This is a genomic window from Domibacillus sp. PGB-M46, assembly GCF_022668875.1.
In the GTDB taxonomy this organism is placed as follows: Bacteria; Bacillota; Bacilli; order Bacillales; family Domibacillaceae; genus Domibacillus.
The window spans coordinates 310,690-334,412 of the sequence record NZ_JAKGCR010000004.1; the positions used below are offsets into that span (position 1 = coordinate 310,690).

General features: G+C 35.6%; 28 protein-coding genes. 9 read left to right on the forward strand and 19 right to left on the reverse strand.

Annotated features, from left to right (window positions below; translation table 11 throughout):
- Positions 1-492: 492 nt before the first annotated feature.
- The 7 genes from L2D08_RS07555 to L2D08_RS07580 all read right to left on the reverse strand — a co-directional run bounded on the left by L2D08_RS07555 (position 493) and on the right by L2D08_RS07580 (position 7,119).
- Positions 493-1,767 (reverse strand): hypothetical protein, encoded by a 1,275-nt coding sequence (locus L2D08_RS07555; protein ID WP_242233136.1) that lies wholly within the window; start codon positions 1,765-1,767, stop codon positions 493-495.
- A 255-nt stretch (positions 1,768-2,022) separates the two neighbouring features.
- A complete protein-coding gene (locus L2D08_RS07560) occupies positions 2,023-2,328 on the reverse strand; it encodes a phage antirepressor KilAC domain-containing protein (protein WP_242233137.1) in 306 nt (101 codons plus the stop codon).
- Positions 2,329-2,339: 11 nt separating this feature from the next.
- Positions 2,340-2,435, reverse strand: coding sequence for a BRO-N domain-containing protein (locus L2D08_RS24450; RefSeq protein ID WP_375337571.1), 96 nt, complete (start codon positions 2,433-2,435; stop codon positions 2,340-2,342).
- A 661-nt stretch (positions 2,436-3,096) separates the two neighbouring features.
- The gene (locus L2D08_RS07565; RefSeq protein WP_242233138.1) at positions 3,097-5,061 is read right to left on the reverse strand and encodes a RecQ family ATP-dependent DNA helicase; all 1,965 of its coding nucleotides are present in this window, start codon (positions 5,059-5,061) and stop codon (positions 3,097-3,099) included.
- Positions 5,061-6,047, reverse strand: a complete 987-nt coding sequence (locus L2D08_RS07570) for a hypothetical protein (protein ID WP_242233139.1) — start codon at positions 6,045-6,047, stop codon at positions 5,061-5,063. Before L2D08_RS07570 ends, L2D08_RS07565 begins: the two co-directional genes overlap by 1 nt.
- Positions 6,048-6,301: 254 nt before the next feature.
- Positions 6,302-6,868 carry a hypothetical protein gene (locus L2D08_RS07575; RefSeq protein ID WP_242233140.1) on the reverse strand — a complete coding sequence of 189 codons (567 nt, stop codon included), beginning with the start codon at positions 6,866-6,868 and terminating at the stop codon, positions 6,302-6,304.
- Positions 6,869-6,960: 92 nt separating this feature from the next.
- Entirely contained in the window at positions 6,961-7,119 is a 159-nt protein-coding gene (locus L2D08_RS07580) for a hypothetical protein (protein ID WP_242233141.1), read from the reverse strand.
- A 220-nt stretch (positions 7,120-7,339) separates the two neighbouring features.
- Between L2D08_RS07580 and L2D08_RS07585 the strand changes: the two genes are divergently transcribed.
- The 5 genes from L2D08_RS07585 (at position 7,340) to L2D08_RS07605 (ending at position 10,913) form a co-directional block, all read left to right on the forward strand.
- Entirely contained in the window at positions 7,340-7,699 is a 360-nt protein-coding gene (locus L2D08_RS07585) for a hypothetical protein (RefSeq protein WP_242233142.1), read from the forward strand.
- Between the two features lie 17 nt (positions 7,700-7,716).
- A complete protein-coding gene (locus L2D08_RS07590; RefSeq protein ID WP_242233143.1) occupies positions 7,717-7,992 on the forward strand; it encodes a hypothetical protein in 276 nt (91 codons plus the stop codon).
- Positions 7,989-9,017, forward strand: a complete 1,029-nt coding sequence (locus tag L2D08_RS07595; protein WP_242233144.1) for a hypothetical protein — start codon at positions 7,989-7,991, stop codon at positions 9,015-9,017. Before L2D08_RS07590 ends, L2D08_RS07595 begins: the two co-directional genes overlap by 4 nt.
- Before the next feature lie 311 nt (positions 9,018-9,328).
- A complete protein-coding gene (locus tag L2D08_RS07600) occupies positions 9,329-10,243 on the forward strand; it encodes a hypothetical protein (protein ID WP_242233145.1) in 915 nt (304 codons plus the stop codon).
- Entirely contained in the window at positions 10,236-10,913 is a 678-nt protein-coding gene (locus L2D08_RS07605; protein WP_242233146.1) for a hypothetical protein, read from the forward strand. The genes L2D08_RS07600 and L2D08_RS07605 overlap by 8 nt, the downstream gene beginning before the upstream one ends.
- Before the next feature lie 284 nt (positions 10,914-11,197).
- On the opposite strand, the gene L2D08_RS07610 is transcribed toward L2D08_RS07605, so the two are convergent.
- From L2D08_RS07610 to L2D08_RS07660, 11 genes are all read right to left on the reverse strand, one after another.
- Positions 11,198-11,716, reverse strand: a complete 519-nt coding sequence (locus L2D08_RS07610; RefSeq protein ID WP_242233147.1) for a helix-turn-helix domain-containing protein — start codon at positions 11,714-11,716, stop codon at positions 11,198-11,200.
- Positions 11,713-12,006 carry a DUF771 domain-containing protein gene (locus L2D08_RS07615; RefSeq protein ID WP_242233148.1) on the reverse strand — a complete coding sequence of 98 codons (294 nt, stop codon included), beginning with the start codon at positions 12,004-12,006 and terminating at the stop codon, positions 11,713-11,715. Before L2D08_RS07615 ends, L2D08_RS07610 begins: the two co-directional genes overlap by 4 nt.
- Positions 12,007-12,058: 52 nt before the next feature.
- On the reverse strand, positions 12,059-12,604 hold the full coding sequence (locus L2D08_RS07620; RefSeq protein ID WP_242233149.1) for a hypothetical protein: 546 nt from the start codon (positions 12,602-12,604) through the stop codon (positions 12,059-12,061).
- Positions 12,601-13,638 (reverse strand): lysozyme family protein, encoded by a 1,038-nt coding sequence (locus L2D08_RS07625; protein WP_242233150.1) that lies wholly within the window; start codon positions 13,636-13,638, stop codon positions 12,601-12,603. Before L2D08_RS07625 ends, L2D08_RS07620 begins: the two co-directional genes overlap by 4 nt.
- Positions 13,628-15,487 (reverse strand): VirB4 family type IV secretion system protein, encoded by a 1,860-nt coding sequence (locus L2D08_RS07630; protein ID WP_242233151.1) that lies wholly within the window; start codon positions 15,485-15,487, stop codon positions 13,628-13,630. The genes L2D08_RS07625 and L2D08_RS07630 overlap by 11 nt, the downstream gene beginning before the upstream one ends.
- Positions 15,480-16,139, reverse strand: coding sequence for a hypothetical protein (locus L2D08_RS07635; RefSeq protein ID WP_242233152.1), 660 nt, complete (start codon positions 16,137-16,139; stop codon positions 15,480-15,482). The genes L2D08_RS07630 and L2D08_RS07635 overlap by 8 nt, the downstream gene beginning before the upstream one ends.
- A gap of 376 nt (positions 16,140-16,515) precedes the next feature.
- Positions 16,516-16,839, reverse strand: a complete 324-nt coding sequence (locus L2D08_RS07640; protein WP_242233153.1) for a hypothetical protein — start codon at positions 16,837-16,839, stop codon at positions 16,516-16,518.
- A gap of 77 nt (positions 16,840-16,916) precedes the next feature.
- On the reverse strand, positions 16,917-17,096 hold the full coding sequence (locus L2D08_RS07645) for a hypothetical protein (RefSeq protein WP_242233154.1): 180 nt from the start codon (positions 17,094-17,096) through the stop codon (positions 16,917-16,919).
- A 115-nt stretch (positions 17,097-17,211) separates the two neighbouring features.
- Positions 17,212-17,781 carry a hypothetical protein gene (locus L2D08_RS07650; RefSeq protein ID WP_242233155.1) on the reverse strand — a complete coding sequence of 190 codons (570 nt, stop codon included), beginning with the start codon at positions 17,779-17,781 and terminating at the stop codon, positions 17,212-17,214.
- A gap of 42 nt (positions 17,782-17,823) precedes the next feature.
- Positions 17,824-18,441, reverse strand: a complete 618-nt coding sequence (locus L2D08_RS07655; RefSeq protein WP_242233156.1) for a hypothetical protein — start codon at positions 18,439-18,441, stop codon at positions 17,824-17,826.
- Between the two features lie 33 nt (positions 18,442-18,474).
- The gene (locus L2D08_RS07660) at positions 18,475-19,128 is read right to left on the reverse strand and encodes a hypothetical protein (RefSeq protein WP_242233157.1); all 654 of its coding nucleotides are present in this window, start codon (positions 19,126-19,128) and stop codon (positions 18,475-18,477) included.
- 333 nt (positions 19,129-19,461) lie between these two features.
- Here L2D08_RS07660 and L2D08_RS07665 point away from each other — a divergent pair, with 333 nt between their 5' ends.
- The 4 genes from L2D08_RS07665 (at position 19,462) to L2D08_RS07680 (ending at position 23,447) form a co-directional block, all read left to right on the forward strand.
- A complete protein-coding gene (locus tag L2D08_RS07665; RefSeq protein ID WP_242233158.1) occupies positions 19,462-19,947 on the forward strand; it encodes a hypothetical protein in 486 nt (161 codons plus the stop codon).
- 112 nt (positions 19,948-20,059) lie between these two features.
- Complete coding sequence (locus L2D08_RS07670) at positions 20,060-20,659, forward strand: relaxase/mobilization nuclease domain-containing protein (RefSeq protein ID WP_483863882.1); 600 nt, start codon at positions 20,060-20,062, stop codon at positions 20,657-20,659.
- A 2-nt stretch (positions 20,660-20,661) separates the two neighbouring features.
- On the forward strand, positions 20,662-22,551 hold the full coding sequence (locus L2D08_RS07675) for a VirD4-like conjugal transfer protein, CD1115 family (RefSeq protein WP_242233160.1): 1,890 nt from the start codon (positions 20,662-20,664) through the stop codon (positions 22,549-22,551).
- A 47-nt stretch (positions 22,552-22,598) separates the two neighbouring features.
- Positions 22,599-23,447: a conjugal transfer protein TrbL family protein gene (locus L2D08_RS07680; protein ID WP_242233161.1), complete on the forward strand. Its 849-nt coding sequence runs from the start codon at positions 22,599-22,601 to the stop codon at positions 23,445-23,447.
- 78 nt (positions 23,448-23,525) lie between these two features.
- Here L2D08_RS07680 and L2D08_RS07685 read toward each other — a convergent pair.
- Positions 23,526-23,723, reverse strand: a 198-nt coding sequence (locus tag L2D08_RS07685; protein ID WP_242233162.1) for a hypothetical protein, incomplete at its 5' end; no start/stop codon positions are given.

Here is a 23,723-nt window from a genome sequence, read left to right on the forward strand (position 1 = left end):
CGGATAAAAGAAAACAAGAATATTTCCCTATCGCCGACTCTACTGCTTGTTTTGTTATTTCTCGTTCTATCCCCGTCAAAACTAACTCCAATTCCTTGCTCGTGCGTCCACCATTCCTTTTCGATTAATTTTGCCTCAACGCGCCGCCACGTCCCCCACTATAATGCGGTCTATCTATTCTCATAAGCTCTTTTATTTTCTGTTCAGACTGCTTTTCCGTACTCCTTTGTTCCACTGTCTATCCTTTATTTCCTAAATCGGCCAACCTGTTATTTTTTCTTCGCCCAGGTTATTAATTGATCTTCAAAATCCTTCACTTGCTCACCCCTTCCTAAACAAAAAAGAGGACACCGATCACACAGCAATTCAGCTATACAATCGGTGTCCACAGACTTTCCTATCTTCGACATATTCTTTTAAAAAGGCATATTATCATCCATAGTTAATCTGGCGCTAAAAATCATTCCAATGATCAACTTTTATTTCTTTTGCTTAAACTGTTAGATAAGTTTTCATTTCCTGTCTATCTGAGTACTCAACAATCATTTCAAGAGGTTTATTTACACCATCAACAATAGTAGGTGCTTTAAAATTTGTAAGTGGTGCAGGTAAAACTGCTTTAACAGATTTTGTTGATTTTTCAATATATTCTTTTTCTTTGAACCTAAAAGCTTTGACTGAAAATGAGTCAGACCATTCTGTAACTCTTTGGTGAATTGCTTTGTGGCTGTTATTGTTTTCGTTTTCAAATTCACTTATTTTGAATACTACAGCTTGTATTTCTCCTTCTGAGTATCCACAAGCATACAAAAATGGTATATACATTTCTTTTAACCATTTGAAGTATAAATTGATGATTTCTTGGATGTCATTGTATTCTTCAAGAGTCCGCTTTGCTTCTTTGATGAATTCCTCTTCTCCAAATAGTTTTCCAAAAAACACACCATTTTTTATGTTTGTTAATTTGTTCAATGAATCTTTTTGTAAAGAAAGCATATTAAGTAATATATCTATTGTCTTATTAAACCGATCTTCACCTTGGTTTCTAATAACATCATCAAACTTTCCATTTTCCCTAAAATGAGGGATCACTCTCACTTCGAAATAGTTAATATTTCCCTGGGCATGAGATAAGTAATCCTTCATATGAAGTTTCTTAAGCTCATCCAGCTGATATTTAATTTGTTTTAACCTTTGATTAATTTGTTGCATATGTTGTTGAGCAACTACTACAGAAGCTAATTGGAAACTAGCATTCAACACTAGTGCCGGATCTATTTCTTTAATTATTTTTGCATGTTCTAGAATTTTAGGGCTACCTTGTGCTGATATTGCCATGCTACGATACCCAGTTCCATCTTTCGTTTGCATTACTTTTGCTGTACCATTTTTAAACTTCTCCATCATTTCAGGCGTAAAGACGATTTTTAACTTATCACCATCACGGATCGTTGGGTAAAAAGCCGTCACAACTTCTGAAATAACCGGCATAGTGGAACTTGGCAAAGATAATTTGTTTTTATATTTTAACTCTTGTGGTATCACGTCAATTTTATTTACCTTAATAGGTAATTGCTCTAATTGTTTTTGTTTTTGTTTTTGCTTTATCTCTCTTTTCTCCGACTGCTTCTCTGCTATTAAAGTAGGATTTAACACTTTAGTATTATCAAAAGATCTATTTTTCTTGATTGACGAACGACTCCTTAATAATATAAAAATAAAAACCACAAGTAAGATTATAACAACTGAAAGAATATAATCAGACAAATTCTCACTCACTTTCCTTTCTTAATAATCATCTTATAATTTATCATAATTCATCATACAAAAAAATCCAGTATTTTTAAAAATTAAAAACAGAAAGTTGGATTTTGTTGTTTGATGTAATTATCCTTCCAATTATTAGTGTGAATTAAGAATATTATCTAATTTTTATCTTGCCGCCTTTGAAAGTAAAATACGGAATGTTTCTCTCCCTTTCGGCGTCATCAATATTTGGATATTTGCTTCTCCATTATGTTCCTACTCTTTTATTTCAAAAAGCACCGATACATGCCGCGCGTATAGTTTCAATTTCCCTTTTGAATCTTGGTACAAACAGTGCTTCTCTAATAGCCAGCTGATCAGCTTTTGTTCACTAGTTTTTAATTCTTTGGCCGTGTCACGGAAGTTTGTCAGCAAGTGCCGATCTACAAGCGCGTTAAAGTATTCTGCTTTTGTCTGCATGACTTCAATTTGCTCGTCTTGCTTCCGAACCGTTTCAAGTGTTGCTTGGAATATTAATTTTTTCTGTCGATCTTTATGAGCTAAATAGGTTTGAACAAACAACTAACGGTTTGCTACGTAGAGCCCCTTGTTTTTCGAATCATCGGCAGCATTTCATGCGTTACATACTGCTTAAATTGTTTTGCTCCTTTTTTGTGGCTGGTAAGGATTAATGAATATAAACCAGGCCTGTAAAAATAGCGACTTCTCGGTTTCCTCCAAGAGTGTAAATTTTACTTTTCCCTTTCGTTTCTATCCAATCGGGATAATGCCTTACGGCTATTCCCCTGTAAAAAGAATAGTCTTCCTGGCTATTCTTTACTTGATAGTTTTTACCTCTTCTGTAGCTGCTTCGACAATACTAAATAATTCAGTTTTACTATTTCATCTTTACAACATTTTGAGAGAGTCCTTTAGTAACTCAGTGTTAAATCTTTTTTTAAAAAGATAAAAGAAGCACCAGAAGAACAGCTAGAGGAAATGCAGAAAATTTGGGAAGTCATCAAAAAACGCGGACTCAATAAATAGACATGCTATCACATGTACTTATTAAGGCTTTACATACGTACTATTTTTCTCAATACAAAAGGAGAATAGTGCGGCCTGCAATTTGTTATTCTTTTGCAATTAACCCAACCGTTCGATAACTTCAATGAAAAAGAGCGTCAATCATTTGATCAACGCTCTATCTTACTTCAAGCATGTCCAACTTTTTAATAATCACATAAATACTTTGTAAAGAAAAATGAATACATCAAAGGATACCACTGTCTGCTTGCTAGTCCAACTAGGATGAATATACACGCTTCTTTTTTTCTTAGTTCTATTTCATCAATTTCCAATGAATTTCTTTATTAAATTTAAGGCGTCAGTTGCTAAGTTTGGAGATTCATAGGTAATTAACAAGTTCTCTTTATAAAATTTATCGTATAATTTTCTTTTTTCTAACCATCGTTCCGAATATTGTTCATTATTTAGCATTCCGATATGTTCTAAAAAATAAGTTTTTCCACTCAGTTGAATTGTGAAGTCTGGAGACATCTGTTTGCCGTTTGATAACAACAATGTTTTTTCATATTCATACGGTATGTTTTTATTAAATAAAGTGTTTGCAATGACTACTTCAGATTTTGATCGAACTTTATCTCCTTTTTCTGTTGCATAAATCTTATTTAAATCCCACTTACTCACTCCAAGAAATTGAGCTATCTCTTGATGCAGCTCAACAGAATTTTCTGTACGATCAATTGTATAAACGAAATAATCAAGCTGATCATATTTAAATTTCTTCTTCTCCTTAATCATTTCATTTATTCGTTGTTCAAAAGGTTTTAAATCATCAACTAATACTTCAACTATTAGACATTTTGCCAAACTTCTTTTAACACTACATTCTCCCTTTAACAATGATTCAAAAACCAAATCAGAAAGTTCTTCTGGGGTGTAATCCGTTTTCTTCAAAGTTGTTATAAATGTTTTTGGCTTTGAAGCCTCTAATGCTAATTGGAGATCTGTATTTTTTATATTCTCTAAAATTTTCAATGAATGAATGGCTTTCGCACATATCTTTACTGCTCCAACATCTAATAAGTATGGTAAACATAATTGCAATGTATCATCATTATAGTATTCTATGTTTCTAAAGCCTGTTTTCCCATCTCTAATTTCTTCAAACTTTTCTTCAATTTTCTCATATGATGGGAAACTTTTATTTATAAAATGTGTTTTCTTAATCTGAACATTTTTGTCCGTATATAAAAGGTAAGCATTTGATGTTTCTTTATTACGGGAAGCACGCCCCACCTCTTGATAATACTGTGCAATTGATTCAGGAATCATAAAATGAATAACTAATTTTATATCTGGAATATCAATTCCCATTCCAAACGCATTCGTTGCAAATATTAAATCAATCTCATTATTTTTATATTTTCTTATAATGTTTTGTTTTTCATTACTTGATAAATCTGCGTGGAAATAAACTGATTTAATTCCTTTTTCTTTTGCCTTCTCTGAAAAATCTTCCACTCCACGTTTACTATATTTTCGGTATACATAAACTAATGTTTTTTCATTCTTATGTAGCTCTAATAAGTTCCAAAAGGTCTCTTCTTTTTCATCCTCATCATTAAAATGCTTACAGATTAAATTAATCTCAGTTCGCATTAATTGAACATCTTTTATGACATTTTTATCGTTAATATAAAAGCTCTTTTTTATATCTTCAACTTCTAATACATTCAAAGTAGCAGAAAGCCCTAAAACAACTGGCCACTTATCAAATACCGTATTTAAAAAAGTAGGAATATGAGTATATAAAGGTCTAAAACTCTCTCCCCACTGTGAAATACAATGTATTTCATCAATTACAATCAATTTAATATCTTCTTTACGATTCTTTAACGCCTTTTCTAATAATCCATCCATTGCTAAACGTTCTGGACTCACAAAGATGAAACTAGGCGTATATTCTCCATTATATAATTTGGACAATAATTCTATTTGTTCTTTTTGTTTAACATCTGAGTGTAATTTTAAAACAGATATATTTTGTTCACTCAGTTTCTCTGCTTGTTCATCTATTAAGGCAATTAGAGGTGAAACAACAATTGTTATTCCGCGAAGTGCCATTCCTGATAACCAATAAATCAGCGATTTTCCTCCACCAGTTGGTAAAATAGCTAACGTATTATTAACACCTAATACATTTTCAATTACTTTCTTTTGTATTTCTTTCAATTTTATTTCTTTAGCCATTTGAGGGAAATATTCTTTAAACACTTCTTCTAATTGCATTAAACCCATTCCTCTCGAATGTTTCTAGTTAATTCAGCAATTTCGCCATTATGGCGATTTGCTACAAATTTTAAAAAGTCATTAACAAAAATATAACGGTGATTTTCTAGAAAATAGACGCCTAGTTCGTTATATTTTTCTAACAATAAACGATAAATTAGATAACTATATATACCAAATAATTGGTATGGATAGTAGAAATTTTGTTGAGTAACTACTTTATCAGTTAATATCATTAAAAATTCAGAATCTTGTTCGCAACCGAAATCCTGCTTATTGGTTAAATACCACAATGCCCAAATAGCTTCTCTAGAGCGATGTGGAAAATATTGAGGTAATAATTTATGTGCTATATAACTTTTAATACCTCCACCAATTACACCATCTACTCCATAACCTGTTGTATCAAAAATTGATTGTTCTAATAGATCATCTTCTATTAAATCTTCTATTTTATAATCACCATTGTAATCATAACCATTCCATTTTTCAGGATACTCATCTAGATAAGCTGCAATGTTTGTCATTACTTCTAATAAATAATTCGCATTACAACAATTAAATTTAATTTTAAATTGGTCTAAACTTCTGTCTTTACTATTCAATGTTTTTCTAATCATGGAGCAATCTCTTTTTAGATCATTTTTAAAACCTGCTGGGTCTTCTTCATACTCCTCTAAGGTTTCTAAATCAAATAATTCTTCATATTCTTCAACATCTTTATTAAATTCTTTAATAGCATTATTTTTAATAGCTTCAAGATTTTTTTGAAATTTAGATTTATCTATCGTAACCTTGATATTACTATTAATATTCATTTGTTCTTTAAGAGATTCAATTGCCTCATTGTTGACAATTATCCCACCTCTTGATGCAACATATTTTTCAAAATAATCTTTAAAATTATTTTTTATTTCGTCAAAAACTTTCTTGATATGATGAGCTTCATAACAAAAATCATCTAACTCTAAATTATAATCACGCATTCAAATTCCCCCTATTAGATTGAAATATCAAGTATATTTTACCAAATATCATAAATAAAGTGACCTATTTCAATTTTCCTAATTAAAATTCTAATTGTTTTGATGATCATAAAGAAACTTAAAGAAACGTCTGTCATCCAAAAGTCTTAAATTCTAGACACTCTTTTTTTAATAGGACTGATAAAAATATTATCGATCTAATCGACCAGACCAAGGAGGGAAGGATATACTTTTTGTTGGAGGATCATGCTCATTTATTTCATCACTACCTCTTGCACGGCTTCCGCAAGTCCAAGAAAACCTGTTCTGACCGGCTTCATTTTTAAAAGGCTGTTTAAGCCAATTGTCTTTTGATTTCCTTTTTCTTGATTTATCTGCTCAGTTGAAAGAACAAAAAATTCCCATTGGTCCAGATTCAGTGGATTTACAACGCTTCGGTCCTTTTCATTTAGCAAACAGAAAACATACACATCTGCGCTCCTTTTTATTTCTGCAGCATATGTATTTGTGCTAGCTTCCCATCCCTTTGCAGGAGCAATCCCAAAGCTGATAGTCGAATTTTTTGCTTGCTGCCATGACTGCAGATAAGCGGCCGACTTTACTTCAATCTTGATACCCGCTGGAGTTACAAGGTCAAATGCATCCCACTCAATTCTCATTTTGTTGGTTGCAGTTACAGCTTTTGCTACAATAAACTCCGCAAGTGTTCCACGAAGCGCATTACTTAGAAGATCTGATTGGTTCCACTGCCAAAATTCCAAAAGCCGCATATCTGTCTCGGTATTCCTAAGCAGGAATCGTTCTTCACCGGTTTTTTTCATTTTAAATGGATCACTCCCTCTTAAAACACGCCTCTACATATTTATTCGATAACCAAAGTTTCATTTTTTAATATATAATATTGCAAGTAATGTTATAGGCGCTCTGCATTAAATGTGCTTTCTTCTTCATAAATGTTTTCAAGCTGACTCAGCAGTGCTCTATCGAGGTATTGTTCATAATATTTATTTGTTTTGCGTCCAATCGACTCTACTAAATATAACTCTTCATCGATTTCTTCAAAATGCTTCATTTCAACAATTTCTGGCCAAAATGACCCTTTGATTATTTCACCGATTTTGAGTATGTATATCCCTCTCGAATCCACTAATTACAAAAAAAGTATATGGCAGCTTTTCATATTTGTTAAATCTACACTTCTTTCAGTTTCAAATTTTATCCATGAAAAGGTATAATAGTTATATAAGCTACATTTTATACTATATCATTTGACTCAGTGAGGAGGGGTAAATTTGTCAGTTAATCCACTTGTATTAGCCGAGACTGGAAAAATTGTAAATGAATTAATCGTAACCTATGGCAAATATAAAGAAATTCAAGAAAAAGAACAAACGGAAAGAATACGTATCCGAGCAACTTTGCTCGCATTAACCAAGAAAATTGAAGCTGAAACACAATCCTTTACATTTTATTTAGGAAAACGCTTTGAAGAACGTCACAGAATATATGATATTGCAGAAGAAATGATGCAGTATGGAATGCGAGAAAAAGATTCCGATATGATCCATGCTGCAACAGCTTTAATCAAGTCAACATACAGCCAAGACCCTTTAAATGGAAATCCTTTATTAAAAATTGAAGATATTAATTAATTTAAGGTGGAATAAATGTGATAAATGAAGAGTCACAGAAAAAAATTCTTAATTATATGGAAATCGTTCAACAAGAAAAAATCAAACAAAATCAAACAATTGCTAGTTTAAAAAAATACACAGAAGTATTAAACAATGGATCTAATACAGTAAAAAAGAATATCGATAATTTTTTCGATGAACGCAGCAACAAAATTGCCGAATTAAACGTAAAGCTTCAACTTGCTATTCAACACAATGACAAAGAAGCTATTTTTAAAATAACTGCCGAATTAGGAGGAATAGACAAATGAGTTTTTTAAAATCTTTATTTGGGAGCGTTACGAAAACTACGAGTAGCGGTGGTTATAATGGGGGATATTCACGACCTGATATTTCAAAATTAGTTACTGGCTCAGGTTCTGAACCAAAAACGGAATTAGGTAGAGCAATTAAAGATATTGTGGAAACAACTGAGCAAACTAAACAAGAAATGAAAGATATTGTTGTCGATACAGCGCGTGACATTGTGGGGTTGGGTCCTAGTGATAAAAAGATTGCTAACGATACTAAAGAAGAAGCAGATGAAATTATTGCTAAGGCCAATGCAAAACTAGAGCGCCAGCGAGTAAAAGTCGAAAAAAAACATTCAGAAGTAAAGGGCTTATTGAATAAACTTTTAGATCAAAAAAAATCACTATTAAATACAACTGTGAATGACTCACAAAAATTAAGTACGCTTTTTGAAAATACCGATTGGGAAAGTAAAATCGCACCTACCTTAAACAAATTTAATACAAGTATTCAATTACCATCTAAAAATTTCACAGCTTCATTCATGGGATATTCTAACACTAGTGTAGATCTAATTAATCTGTTCCTTAGTAATAGTACAAATAAGGCCAATTTAAATGCAGCTAAAGAATATTTGGAAGAAGCTAAAACCTATAGTAGTGAAATAAATTATCAAGTAGAAAAAATGGGGATTGCAATCGCAAATTTAGAATTTACACAGCTATTAATTAATGAAGAATCTCGAATTTTAACTTTTTTTGAAGACAAACTAAAAACTTTAAATGTGGACCTAACGAAAAAATTGAATAAATCAAAAATAAATCAAAATGAATTAGAAGAAGTGAAAAACGTTTATAAGATGGTATCGCTTGTAGCAGATACGTTAAAAGATAAAATGTTCCATGCAGATAGCCGTATCTCTCATTCTTATATTGAAACTGTAAAACAGCTAGATATACTTATGTCTAGCACAATATCTAGTTCACCAAAATCACCTGAATTCAAAGAATATGTACCTTTAAATATTAAAATAATTAATTACTAAATAAAAATATCATTTTGCCAACTAACGCAAAATCGTATTTTCTTTAATACAACGCATTATACATATGAATCGTAAGTTCCGCTTCACTATAAGGTGTCGTTTTATTACCTTCTATCGTCATCATTTTCAGCATACATTTTTGACCTGTTTTATAATACTGCTCTGTTAAATTAAATGTTAAATTTGTTCTACGCTCAGGGTTTTGGCCTTGCATGTTAAACGTATAATCAATTTGGAAATTTTAAAAGTTCTCACTGATAATAAGAAAGGTAATTTGTTCTAAAATATTTAAGACTGTGAGGGTCCCTATAATGGAAAAAATACTTGTTTCAACATATCAACGTAGAATATTTTACATTATATCATTTTCTTTCTTAGCCTTAGTTGAATTAATCCGTTTATTTATTATTCCTGTTATATTTAATACTGAGAGACTCGGCTTAGATTCTATTTTAAACCTGATCCTTGATAACTTATTTGCAACAGGTTTCGTAACTATTGCAATAGCTTCACTAGTATTTTGGTTAACACCTGCTGTTGAAAATGAACCTAAACTAGAAACAGTTGAACCACGTAGAATTGGGGGATTATTAAAGCGTGCGAGGGAAACCAATGAGTATTGGTTCAGTGGAAATTCGGCAAGGTACACCCGCGCAGTAACTTTACCTGAGTTAGCTGAAAATTCCCGTACTCAAAATATCAGTAAAAGTATTACTATGTTGCTTTTGGATCCTACCGATAAAAAGCTTTGTGAAGAATATATTAAATACAGAAGCGGGGTACGATCTGCAAATAAGAGTGGAGAATGGACTTTAGAGCGAATTCGGAAGGATATATATGCCTCAATAATTGCAGCTTATGCTTATGCAGCAGAACACCCACTTTTAGAGATAAAAATAGGGCTAAAAAAGGCATTCTCACTCCTTCGAGTAGACCTAGGTGAAAATTTGGTAGTCCTAACAAAAGAAGATAAACAAGATCCAGGTCTTTTTGCAGAAGCAGGGAGTTTTCATTACTCAGTCTATCGTGAAGAGTTAAAATTTAGTCTAAAACAATCGAAGATATTACCAATACATAGCATCCAGGGAATTCCATTTTCCGATCTAAATAAAAATAATGTGAAAAAGTTCCTCAACGATCTAGACATTTATGAATCTAGTATTAGTGACCAAGATCTTGAAGAAATAATTAAATTAGCAAAGGACAAGGAAAATCCATATGGATAAAATTTTATTAACTTTAGCAGTGAATCTTGTCAATAAAGCACCTCATGAGCAAATAAAATCACTGCTTTTAGAGATAATTTCTTTAAAAAAACAGGACAACTCCTTAATTGGAAACTGGCATCCCTTAGGTTTTATACATGCTAATCTCGGTCATATAGATGGTATTGGAACAATCAGGTTACATATTTGGTTACCAAACAAACGTAAAACCCAAAACCCATCTTTTCCAATACATGATCATGTGTTTACTGTAAACAGTCATATACTTAGTGGATCTGTTACCAATCGTATTTATCAAATTGAAGAAGATCTTATAAATTCAACCCATAAATTGTATACTGTCAAGTATGATAATAATAAATCTATTTTACAATCTTTAAATCAGAAAATAAATTGCCAATTTATTAGCGAAGAAAGCTTTACATCCGGACAATATTACTCAGTAAACAGCAACGTTTTCCACTCTTCAGAAGTGAATAAAAATCAATTTGCATCTACTTTAGTACTGACAAATAACTATATAAATGGTGAACCTAAGGTAGTTGGTGAATTATTTTTGAATGATATTTATACCTATGAACGAAGCTTATGTGAATCGGTGGAATTTTTAGAGATCATCGCTTCATTAGAACAAAAATTAAAATTAAGTAAGCAACTATTTATAAATTAGGCTTTGTTAAATAGCATTATTATTGTATACCAAAACAAAAACACCACAATCCTTATATATCAAGGATTGTGGTATTGCTTAAAACTCCATAAATTTAAATTATGGAGATTGTGGGAGTCCAACCGGTTTCTCCTGTAAATGCTATTACATCATGGTTTATAAAGGTTTCTAGCCTCTTTTTTAAAACTTGATCAAGGTTTTGACTAGGTTCAAATTTGAGTCAATAATTTTGACTCAAAAAATTTAAGCCTTAAGCTTGTTTTCTGAACCTTTTATTTCATTCGTCATTTTTCATACTGCTTCTCTTTCAAACTAGTTCTCCATTGACAAAAGATTAGCTTCATCGAAAATCGGTGTTCTTTACAAAGTGCTGCGACAAGATTCATTATACTGACCGCCGCATCAAGCAATTCTTTCACCACTTTCTGAACTTCTTCCTTTTCAATTTCAGAATACTGGTCTGGCGGTTTGAACCAATACGTTTTTTCCATGCCCCTCATCGCTTTTTCAGTTTCCATTCTTACTAGATGAACTAGTGAAGCTGTCCTATGATCAATGAAGGCCCCGTCCAGATAAGGAATATTGACAAAGCCTGTTGTTTCTTCCCATGCTTCAAAATAAAACTGCGGATCATCCAATGCTTGGGCTACCCGTGGATACATATCTTTTGGAAATGTTCGTGTCCCTGCTTCATATTTCGCTATTGATTCTTTCGAAATGGCCATTCCTTCTTCTTCTGAAAGCGAACGTTGAGAATGACCTGTCCGTTTCCGTGCTTCGGCTATTTTTTTTCCGATTGTCACCTCAAACTCCTCCTTTTCTTGCCGGATAAATATTGCTCTTCAAACCATACCAATAGAAATTCCTCTGCCTCTTTTGCTGGATAATACCACTTAGAACCAATCTTATGTTTCGGAAAACGCGGATCATGAAAAAATGTTTCTTGAATGGTGTTCCAGCTCATACAAATACGGCGCTTTAATTCCGGGGTGTCCCAATAAACAAGTTCTCTATCAGCTGCCTCTAGCTTTTTTTGCACTTCTTCACGGTAAATCTCTAGAAGCGCTGCTTCATCGATTGTTACCGAAATCATTGTTGTTCCTCCTTTTGTATTTAACCTAGCCTGGCAAAAGTGCATTTATAACTTATGCAACCTGCATCATTTCATAGTTTTTTATCTTCCATTCCCCGCCTGTGTAATGCATCCATAGCTTCATTTCATTTATTGTTTTTGTTCGAATCCCTTTCAACACCAGTTCCTGTTCAAACTGAACAATTACCTCAGCGGTCTCATTTCCTGTCTTGTTATAAACTGAATCCGTTATATTTACTAATGAAATAGTTGTCTCCCCCTGCTCTCTAAACTCTTCATATGGATCCCTACTCTGTTCTTTTGTTATCTTTTCTTTAGCTCCACCAATCGTCATCTTTAGTGCTGCTTGTCTGCCATTCTCATAAACACGCGGGTCATAGGTAAATAACCTTTCAACGAAATTAGACGCGGCTTTATTAATTTCTTGTTCGTGGTTGCTATTCAATGCTTCAATTTGCTTATTAGCCCCATTTAATTCTTGTTTTAATTGAATTGCTTTGTCTTTTTCTTGCTGCCATAGATCATATAAAGCAAAGCTACTCACTAGTGAGAAAATCAATAATACGATTAAAATAATTGAAAGATATTTTTTATTCATGCTCCTCCTCCTACAAATGGTTTTGGATCAATCTTCATGCCGTTAACAATGGTTTCAAAATGAAGATGCATACCCGTACTAGAGCCTGTTGTCCCGCATAATCCGATTGATTGACCTTGGTCTATTGGCTGGCCAACCTTCACTTGGATTTTCGAGAGATGCGCATACACTGTGACAAGGCCACCTCCATGATCAATATAAACACGCTGTCCATATCCGGCGTTATAATTACTTGGATTTTGCCAACCTGCTTTTGTAACTGTGCCTTTTTTGACTGACCGAATTGGGACCGGTGACTGATTGCAGCTATAATCAATGCCTGCGTGCAGCTTAGCAACGCCGGTTATCGGATGAATCCTTACCCCAAACGGTGAAGTAACCTTTGTATCGAGCGGTTGAATTAACCCCATTGCATTTGGGGTACCTGTTTCTGCTGCACTTACTCCATATGTGGCACCAGTGTAGTAGCGTAGGACGTTATCAACGTAATTTACATCTCCATATCGATTCCACCCCATCTTTGAAGCCATCATATTGGAAAAGGATTGTGCCACTTCTTTTGAATAGCCTCCTCGTACTTTTGCGTAGTCAATAAACCCTGTTCCAAAATTGTACGACTGTAAAGCCAGCTTCACATCTCCACCGGCTTTTTTCAGTACACCAGCAAAGTACTTCACACCAACATCAATAGACTGTTCCGGATCAGTAATTGTATTTCTCGGTAATCCGATCGATTCGGAAGACTGCATAACATCCGGCAGCCTTCCTCCTGACTCCTGCATCATTTTCGCAAGGAGCAGCTGAGTATAATCAGAAACTCCATATTGCGCTGCATATTTGGCTACTAACGGCTCGTATCGCTTAACAAGTGCCGACACTTGAGCCTCACCGCCCGTTCCATCCCCGGAGTACTTACCTTCCTGCTGTTGTTCTTGTGCACCGAAGAAAAACATGAACATAACCATAAAGATCGTAATCAGCAAAATGAGCAGCTTCTTCCTGTGATGAATGAGTATAGCCAGTTTAATGTACATTCTTCATCGCCACTTTTTGTCCGTAAATTTTCTCGTATTTTTCCGGGTGAATCAGCCTCATCTCTTCCGGTGTATGATCTACCTTCATATGAACACGATTATTTCCGACCACATAAATGCCTTCACCCTGGCGAAACTTGCTGATAATGAGCTCCTCTTCTTCCGATAGCTTAAGAATTTCATGGTTCTTTAAGTCGGCAATATCCTTCTCTTTCAATGGCAATATTAATTGTGAAATGGAATTGCCAATAATGGCTTGTCCATAATTTCTGTGTCCTTCCTGAGCCGATAAAAAATCAGCTATTTGCTGAGTGGCTACTGTCGCTCCGCCGTCATACTTCCGAATACGCTTGTATATCTGATATAAAAACTTCATGGCCCTTGGATTATCCGGATCCGCAATTGTATGAGCTTCATCAACATTCAGCCAGGTGAATTGCTCTTTCTTTTGTGTGATCTCATCCCATAAAAAGTTTAAAGCGTTATACATGGCTGCCGCTTGTGAATCGGATTCTTCTTCAAGCTCTTTTAAGTCGAAAGAAATAAAATCATTGTTTAGATCAACATTGGTATGTCCATTAAACATCCGGCTGTTGGATCCTTTTACATACATATAAAGAATTTCTCGAAAGTCTTGTAAATGCGAATACCGTTCCCTGTTTTCAATCTCGTTATACAAATCTTCCAGTATCGGAAAATCCGCGGCTTTCAATCGTTTAAAGTCTGTTACAAAGCCAATCCCTTTTTGCTCATACGTAGCAATGATAGCTTTCTCCAACTGAGCCATTTCTACAATTTCCATATTCTTTTTGATCAGCTTAAAGAAAATTTTTAAGCGCTGAATCTTTTGAAATAATAACGGCAACACTTCCGATTCCTCTGAATCGTCCACTTCTAAATCGGCTGAATCCATTGATGCTTTAATTTCTAAAATGTTTACAACAGATTTAGACATGGGTGACATTTTAATAACTTGGCCGCCAACCTTTTTACACACTTTTGAGATTTCCCCCTCTGGATCAATGACAAATACACGGTCTCCTGTCATCCATTTTCGCAGCAGGTCTTTCATCAAATAAAAGGTTTTCCCCATTCCCGTCTGTCCTACAATAAATTCATTGTGAGAAGCTAATGCTTTTTGATCGATTAATACAAGGCTGTCTGTAGTCAAATTAATTCCTTTAATGATCCCCCTATTATGGAAAAGCTCCGATTCATCAAAAGGAAAAAGACTGCTTGCTGCTTCCGTATCAAAGTTACGATACGTCATTTCTGGCATCGCGTTTGACAGTGTAGGCAAGACGGACTTAAACGCTTCTACCATGTTTGCGTCCGCTTGTGCAATTCGCAGACCTCGTTTAAAGGCATTCACTTTTAGCCGTTTAGTTGCTCTATCCAATTCATCCAAAGAAGGTGCCTGGAGATGAAGATACATATGAACATGAAAAATACTTTTATTATCGCCACTCATTAGTTTTTCAAGCGTGTTTTCAGCTGCATGTAGCTTTTGTTCGAGTTCCAGCTTACGTGCAGGCTTCATTTTTACGACTCTTTTGCCGTGCAACTCTGTATTCAATTCACTGATGGACCGTTCTGTCTGCTTAATGTATTCATCAGAAGGCTTTGGAATCAAATGAGTGGATACCGTTAGATTTCCTTTAAAGCGATACAGTTTTGAAAGAAAATTCCCCTTAGGCTGTCGTGGAAAGTCAATCACCAGGAAGGTTCGAGCAAAGTTATCACCTAAACGAATATGTGACATTTCCTCTTGGAAAATAGGTGCAGGTGCAATTAGATCTTTGAGAGTCATTGCCTGAGTCTGTTCAGTCACTGCCGGTTTTTTAAACATTTTCTTTCCCTCCCTGAATGATCTGTGAAATCGTTGAACTTTCGATAGGCCTGTTTTGCGCTTCGTTGTAATCAAACAGTGTGTGGAGGTAACGCAATAGCTCAAGATCTGTGACTTCTTCTGCTGTGAGTTCAAGCTCTAAGAGTGAAGTGATAATTTCCTCTTTCTTTTCTTCAAGTTCGAGCATCGTTTCGTAACGAACTTGTGGTGTATCTTCCTTCATTTGCTCACAAAAAATGACGTATCGTTGACGCTGCATAATATCCTGGCTGATTTCGATCTCTTTGGCGTACTCAATGTAACTTTCCTGCAGTTGACGCTTATATGGGTTTTTAGTTAAAAAGTTCATGCGCTCCTGCTCCGCAATATAGCTTTTCAGATCAACCGGCATGGAAACATTCGTAAGCTGAACCGAGTATGTCAGTGTTACTAAAAACCCTTCAAATAACTCAAAAAGCTCATTGCACTCCGCGTTGCTTGTCAGCTCCAGGTTGATAGCCGATACCTTCAAGCATTGGACCATTTTGTTGTCTGGCGTGATCAGCTTTCCCTGCTCGATTTCCTTGAGGGGAATTAGCTGCTGGACCGACTTCAACGCTTTTTCCTTCTGCTTTACTTCTTTCGTTTTTTTCTTGAGACTGGTCCATTTCATTCGGATAACCTTCTTTCCTGTATTGGAATAACCGCTGCCGGTTCAAAAACTTTAGCTTCCAGTAAAGGTGTTTATACAATGGAACGTTTTCTCGAACTGGATGTGTCCCCATTAAAATCCATGGGAGCCCAAGCGAAATCGCAATAAACGTTATTTTGTTTGAAAAGCTAAACGGCGTATGCTGAAGAATCATAAAATCCAATGCAATAATCGGCAGAAATGCAACGTGCTGCCATCCTGAAATGCCTGGAATCCATTCAAACTTTTTGTCATAGTTTTTTGGAATGAAGAATTGCTTTTTCTCCCTCACAATCTCAACTCCCGTTCTTATAAAGAAAGCACCCCTTGAAGCCAAAGAGTGCTTTTCTTTTCGTCATTAAATCAATCCACCCAGCCAGCCTAGTAACGGCTGCAATACAAGCAAAATCAGATAAGCAACAATTGCTATATAGGCCGTGCTTTTATGTTTACTTTTCTTGTGCTCGTCACCAGCCATAATGTACATCAAGAAAGAAAACCCGATCACAACAAGCGCAATCTTAGGAGCCACTTTTAGGATCTCTGCGAATAACCCATCGGAGATTTTGTTAACGTAAGAAGATGGTGCTGTAGCACTTGCAGACGTTGGAACAAGGAAGAACAGAACAGCTATAACTGATGCACATAATCTGGTAAACGAACTTTTCATAACTGATTTCACGGTCAGACCTCTCCTTACTTTCGTTTTTATTAACCAGAATACAGTATATTAGATTAAAAGTTAACCAAGGAATTTTACTACTCACGAATTTGAGAATGAATTAGATCCTTCTCCATTTCATCTAAGAAACTTTCCATAGCCAGAATTACTATTTCCTTTATATCTACATCTTCCCTTGCACAATACACCTTAATTCGCCTTTTTAGCTTCATTGGAACATCTACATTCAATCGAACAATCAATTTCTTGTCTTCCAAAAACGTTCACCACCTTTCTGGATTTGATCATTCATACAATCTTTCAACCTTTCAAAGATCACAATACAGTATATTAGATTAAAAATAAATAGGGGAAATTAACCATTTTTACAGGTTAACTTCGTATGAACAAACCATTTTGTTCAATGATTTGTTTGCATTTATTAAACCCTTCTATTGTTTTGCTGTATAGTGGGAAGCAAAGATCGTAATTCCCTACAACAACCGTATCTAGTGAATAAAAAAAGAACGTTGAAAAATAGATTTCGTTTATTGAGAGTTTAACAAAGACGGATAAAGTTTCTTCATCTTTTATTTTATAAATCCCTTTTTTAGTCGTGAATAACTTCCTAAAAAAGCTCGCTTCCCTGCGGTTTAATGAACTTAAAATAAATTTGAATTGTGCCTTGCTTAATCCCTTCTTGTAAACATGTACATATACTTCTTTTTCAATGTTAAAAAGCTGGATAAATGTCTTTTGGAAATGAGAGCTATATCTTAAATTATGCTCATTGTACCCTAAAAGGTCATTTGCTTCTTGTTCAGAAAGAACATAGTTATATACATCCATAATGCCGACAAAATTAAAGTACTCGCTTGGTTCTTCAAGGAGATCCACATTAAATTTCTTAAATTTTGCTTTCAACTCATTAATTTCTTCTTTTGTTGCTTGTTCTATCTTCATCTTCTCTCCTCACTTGCTACACTTGCAAGCAATTTTGCCTTTCTATTCCAATTCCCAAAAAGTAGGCTTCATATATTCAGGAAACGTGCTGATTAATTTTTCATAGGTAGAAAATAGATGGTTATTTGAAATGACAGCTATACTTGTTCCATCATAACCAATCCAAAAAACACTTGAGCCTTCTTCTAAATGCACTACTACTGAATCATCAAATTTCTTAAACCAATTTCCTTTCCATTTTCTTTTCTCTACGCTAAAAGCAGCTCTATTGGTTGACCATAAAGCTAAACTATTTGAACTGCCAATAGTAATACAAAATGGTAAAAGCATTTGAAATTGTTTAAGACCATGCACTTCTGCAATTTTCATATCGGATTTTTTCTTATAAGCTAATGACTTATAAGCAATGTGGTTACTCTTACAAATCTCTTCGAATTCTTCTTTCCAATATGAAGGAACCTCCATACAACAATAAAGTGGGAATGCTGAAAGGTTTTTCATCCACATCGGCAGCCAGCGATCTCCATCATCAGGAAGATAAATATTGCCGATATCAAAGACATAATTAGTTGGCCCCTCAATAGCAAACGGAAAAAAGCCCCCATTATCAGGATCACTGCTGAAATAATGAGCTGGCAAATAACTAATATCAACATCCATATTTAATCACCTTTTTCTCTTCAAAAATGAATTTTAGGAGTCATAAAATCGTCCTTCTGGCAACATAAATTGTTTATATAAACACAGGGAAGTATAGAAATGCTCCCGGATGTTCTCTTCTTCAGCCCTTTCTTTTATCATGTTTCCAATGTAAGCTGGAACGTTAGTAAAGAAAGTAACCATTTCCCCTCCTTCATATGAAGGTAAATTCTCAGAAGGCCCCTGTAAAACAGAATACGAAACCAAAGCATTTAAGGGAATATAATGTTTCTCACTGTATTCCATCATCTTTTTTTTTAATGTCTCATTCACTTGAACCATTAACTTCTTTGATTCAACCTCATTTTCTTTCCCTGTATGAACTGCATTTTGAAAGTGATTCGATACAATATATCCAATCAGTCGATTCTTTTTCAATTCGTAATCCTCAGCCAGCTGGTTGATCTGGTTCATCAGATTTTCATTTACCGTTAAAACGAAGTGCTCACGCTCAAGCGTCATTGTATCTTCAAGATCAGTAATTTCTGATTTTGACGGCGGGTTCTTAAGCAGTTTTGTTAATTCAAATAAAATAACACCAGCCATCGAAACACCCAAATTTTTGGCCGCTGTTTCAATCTTTTCTCTTGCACCCGCAGATAATCGAATGCTTAATTTAATGGTTTTTCCTTTATTTAATTTTGGCAATTTTGTCAGCCCCTTTTTCAATCCATTATACTTCACTAAGATTAAAATCTAAACATGGCCTTGCTGCAAAAAACGCGCAGCAAGGGCTAAGCCCTCCGCAAGCGACCCCCTCCCCTCAAGCCGAATGCTAGGCATTAGGTAGGGTGGCGGAGATAAATCCCCTAGCAAGGGGATTAAAAGCCATGCTTCGCATGGGCTGAAACAGCTACCTCCTATTTTTGACTAGCTATAATTAATCCGATATACTGTATTATGAAAGCTATTAAGGTGCTAGCACCTGTATTTCAGCAGAAAACAAGCACCTTAATTTAATGGCTTTAAAGGAGGAACGAAATGGCCAGGAAACAGCAAAAAAATATCCGAATTGATCAAGGAGTACTTGCTGAGTTTGAGAAAATTGCTAACCGAAAAAAGCAGCATCATAATGCTGAAATTGAAGAATTAATGAAGCAGTACATTGCTAGAGACGGACAGCTTTTGTTTGATGATTTATATGCTCCACGAATCGCTCACAGCGTTAAGCAGGCAGTCGATGACCAGATTAATCGGCTAGCAAAAATGATTTACAAAACGCAAGTTGAATCAACCGCTGCTTTATATGCTACGCCTGTTTTCCATAATCAAATTGTAAAAGGCGTTGAAGATGTTCTGGAGATGTTTTTAGATGCACGGATCTTAAATCAGAATCGTATTCGAATCAGTGACCAATACTCGATCTCTTCTAACGGAAAACAAGCAGTAAAGAACTTGCGAAAAATGGCGCTCACCGATCATCAGGAACAAAAGAAAGGAAAACCAAATGATCAAATGAGTGTATAAAACTATCTATTTTTTAATCTAATATACAATAAAGGGAGTGTGAAAAATTGGTGCATATGCTTCTCACAAGTATATTAAGTCCTTTGAAGATGCACGTTCTCATATTCGATATATTGGTTTCAGAGAACGGGAAGATCGATCTGAGTCACTCGGACTTTTTTCTGAGCGCCACGATGCTGCCGATGCAGAGAGATTTATTGATTCTTTAAAAGAAAAACGCTTCTCTCATCCAGATGTTCCACATATTCATACCATTTTGTTTTCAATGTCTGGAGATGAGTGGACGAGATCTGGATTTGAACCTGGGGATTATCAAGCAATGATACGGGATGTCATGAAAAAGTGGGAAATCCAAAAAGGCTACAGGCTTCAATGGGTGGCAGCTGAACATCGGAATCCAGACCACCCCCATTGCCATGTAGCTATTCGTGCCTCTTATCACGACCGGGATGGAGTCGAACACAGACTCAAGATTTCAAATGAAGACCGGAAGTTTTTTCGCGAACAATTCCAATTAACAAAGGAAAGAATACGTCCTTTCGATCCCCCGCCCCGGGAATTGGCGTATCAATATGAACGAGAACCTAGCTTGGTGATTGATACTTCATTTATTGACAACTTGTTTTACCAAATTAACCGAGAGTTAGAACAGGAAGAATGGGAACGAGAACAGGCCCGTAAAAAAGCTCAAAATCAAGAAAGGACGCGATGATAATGGTAGTAACTAAAGACAAATGGAAACAATCACTGCTTGCGGCCGGAATCACTGGAAGCACAGCCGAGTATATCAGTGCTGCAGCAATGATTGATTTTTCTTTATTTAAGAATTATCAATTTAATCCATTCTATGAGGCATTTCAATATAATCTTTTACATCCAGTCCAGACAATGTCAGAAGCATTTTCAAATGACCTGTTTATGCAAATGCAGCCTATTCTTCTTGTTGGAACACTTCTTTTGTCCGGAAAAGCTTTTTTTCAAAAGTCGAATAAGTATGAAGAAGCTTCCCAATACGGTGCATACGGCACTTCACGTTGGGCAAAGGATTCGGAAATTTTCAAAACCAATTCCATTACGACAACCTTTCAAGGAGACGGAACCATTTTAGGTATGTACAAACGCAAACCGATTATTCAGCATACAAACAGCCATTTAAACCGCAATGTTTTTCTCGTTGGAGGATCTGGCGCTGGTAAAACGCGCTCCGTGATCATCCCGAACATTTTGAACAATACGAGTAAATCTATTGTCGCGGTGGATCCAAAAGGCGAGCTTTATGAAAAAACATCACAGGCCAAGCGTGAACAGGGCTATGATGTACGGCTTGTTAATTTTAAAAATCGTGATGTTTCCGATCGATATAATCTATTTGAATACATTCGAAAAGATTCAGATGCGTTTAAGGTTGCTGATACACTGGTCAATAATGCTGGTGATGGATCAAAGCTGAGAAAAGATTTTTGGAATCAGGCTCAGACTTCTGTGCTTCAGGCGCTTATTTTATATGTTAAGTACGCTCTCCCTCCTCAAGAGCAGCATATGGGAAGCGTTATAGCTGTAGGACAATTGCCAGAAGAAGAACTAAAGAAAGCATTTCACGAGTTTGAACCGGGTCATGTTGTTAGAAAAGCCTATCAGACAGCGGTTGAGAATTTAAAGGAAAAAACAATGGGTGATGTTTTTATTACGCTTATGCAGACGCTCAATCCGTGGCAGTACGAAGACGTATGTAAATTCACCGCAGCCAATGACTTTTTATTTGAGGACTTGGGCAAAAAGAAGATGATCGTCTATATCATCATGCCAATTGCTGATAATGAGTTCCGCCCTTTGATTACTACCTTCTTCACTCAAATGTTTTCAGAGCTGTATCGACTGGCAGATCAGCATTATGGAACGTTGCCAAACAATGTGTTACTGCAGCTTGATGAATTTGCGAATATCGGTAAAATACCCAACTTTGAAGAACGACTTTCTACGACACGAAGCCTTGGTATTGAAGTAACAATCGTGTTGCAGGACACCAGTCAGCTTGAGCGAGTATATGGAAAAGAAATCGCTAAAGAGGTTATGAACAACTGTGACATTCGCTTGCTGCTAAAAGCCGGCGAACACGAAACAGCCAAGTACTTCAGCCAATTAGCCGGAAAAACAACGATTCGAATTAAAAACCAGTCTAATTCAAGCAGCACTACCTCTTCATCCAAAAGTGAATCAGCCCAATACATGGGGCGTGATCTGATCACAGCTGATGAAATTACACGGCTAAATAAAGACGAAGCTTTACTATTTTTATCCGGTCAATATCCGATGCGGATAGAAAAAGCTTGGTTTGACCGCTTTAAGCACTTTAAAGTTATGCTGCAGCAGGAAGTATCCAGAGACGACTACCCTGTTACTGATCGAAGTAATTATGCTGTATTTTGTCCTGACTCTACAGGTTCCACTTCTGATTCTCTATACATCATTGAAGATATTGTCTTGGAAGAAACGGAGCCGGATCAAACGGATGAGGAATTAGAAAGCGAACAAAATAATTTAAATACAAAGCAAACAAAAGATCAAGACGAGCTAGATGATCTTATAAACAGCTTTAAATTTTAAATAATCCAATACGCTGTATTACGAATAAAATGATTGGAGGCTTTCAGATGAATGTATTCAAAAGCCCGATTGAATGGCTAAAGGAAATGATTCAAGAGCTGGTTCGGGATTTTGCGAATATGGCTTTTAACTGGCTAGAAATTTTCATGCTTACTCCAACGGATTTGTCTAAGTATCCGAAAGTTGCAACTGTTTATGACTTTGTTTTTTCGCTTGCTTCTTCCCTTTGTATTGTGTTTGTTGCCTGGTCATTGATAGGGATTATGTTCAATCATCTAGCAGGAGTACAAAGCCGCAGTGTTGCAGAAGTAGTATCTAAGTCTGTTCTGGCGTTTGTCCTTGCAGCAACTGCCCCATGGCTCTTAAATGATGTTTTATTGAAACTCAACAACAGCATCGTTCAATTCTTTTTGGACAAAGGACTGGACACGAAAATGCTTGAAAAGTTTGCATTAATTCCGCCTACAGCTAACCTGTCTATTTTTCTCGGCGCCTTGATCATTGTCATCCTGTTTGTTTTGCTCGGGATGCAATATATCCAACGTCTTGGCGAGTTCATTGTATTGCTTGTTACATCTCCAATTGCCGCACAAAGCATTGTAACCGAGAACTTTGATATTTGGTCTGTTTGGTGGAGAGAAGCTATTAGCGTCGTATTCTCTCAAGCATTTCAAGTATCTCTTTTATGGATGATCCTCAATATGATTACTGGCACAGAACAGCTGCAGGATTACATGATGGCTATTGGATTGATGATTATCTTGCTGAAAGGTCCTAAGTATATCCGTCAGTTTCTCTACTCCTCTGGGGCTGGTAAATTGGCTGTAGGGGTTGCCGGAGGTGCAGGGAAAATGGCTATATATAAATATGCTGCCGCAAAAATCGCTAGCAAATAAACGTATAATACTCGAGTTTTCAACCAGTGGATATATGAATAACAGCACTGTCTCGTGTTACTTTAGAATAAAGTTTGATCAATTTAATGTTTTTAGACTTTGGTAGACGAACAAAACAAAAGAGCCTGCTTTGAAAAAGGGACTGACCCCATAGAGTGAGGCAAATAAAAACACCTTTAAGTTGAAAACGGGTATGGAAGGGACTGACCCCGTTTTTGAGACAGGGATCAAAACACCTTTAAGCAGCCAGCTGCCGATACTTGACCGGCGGCTGGT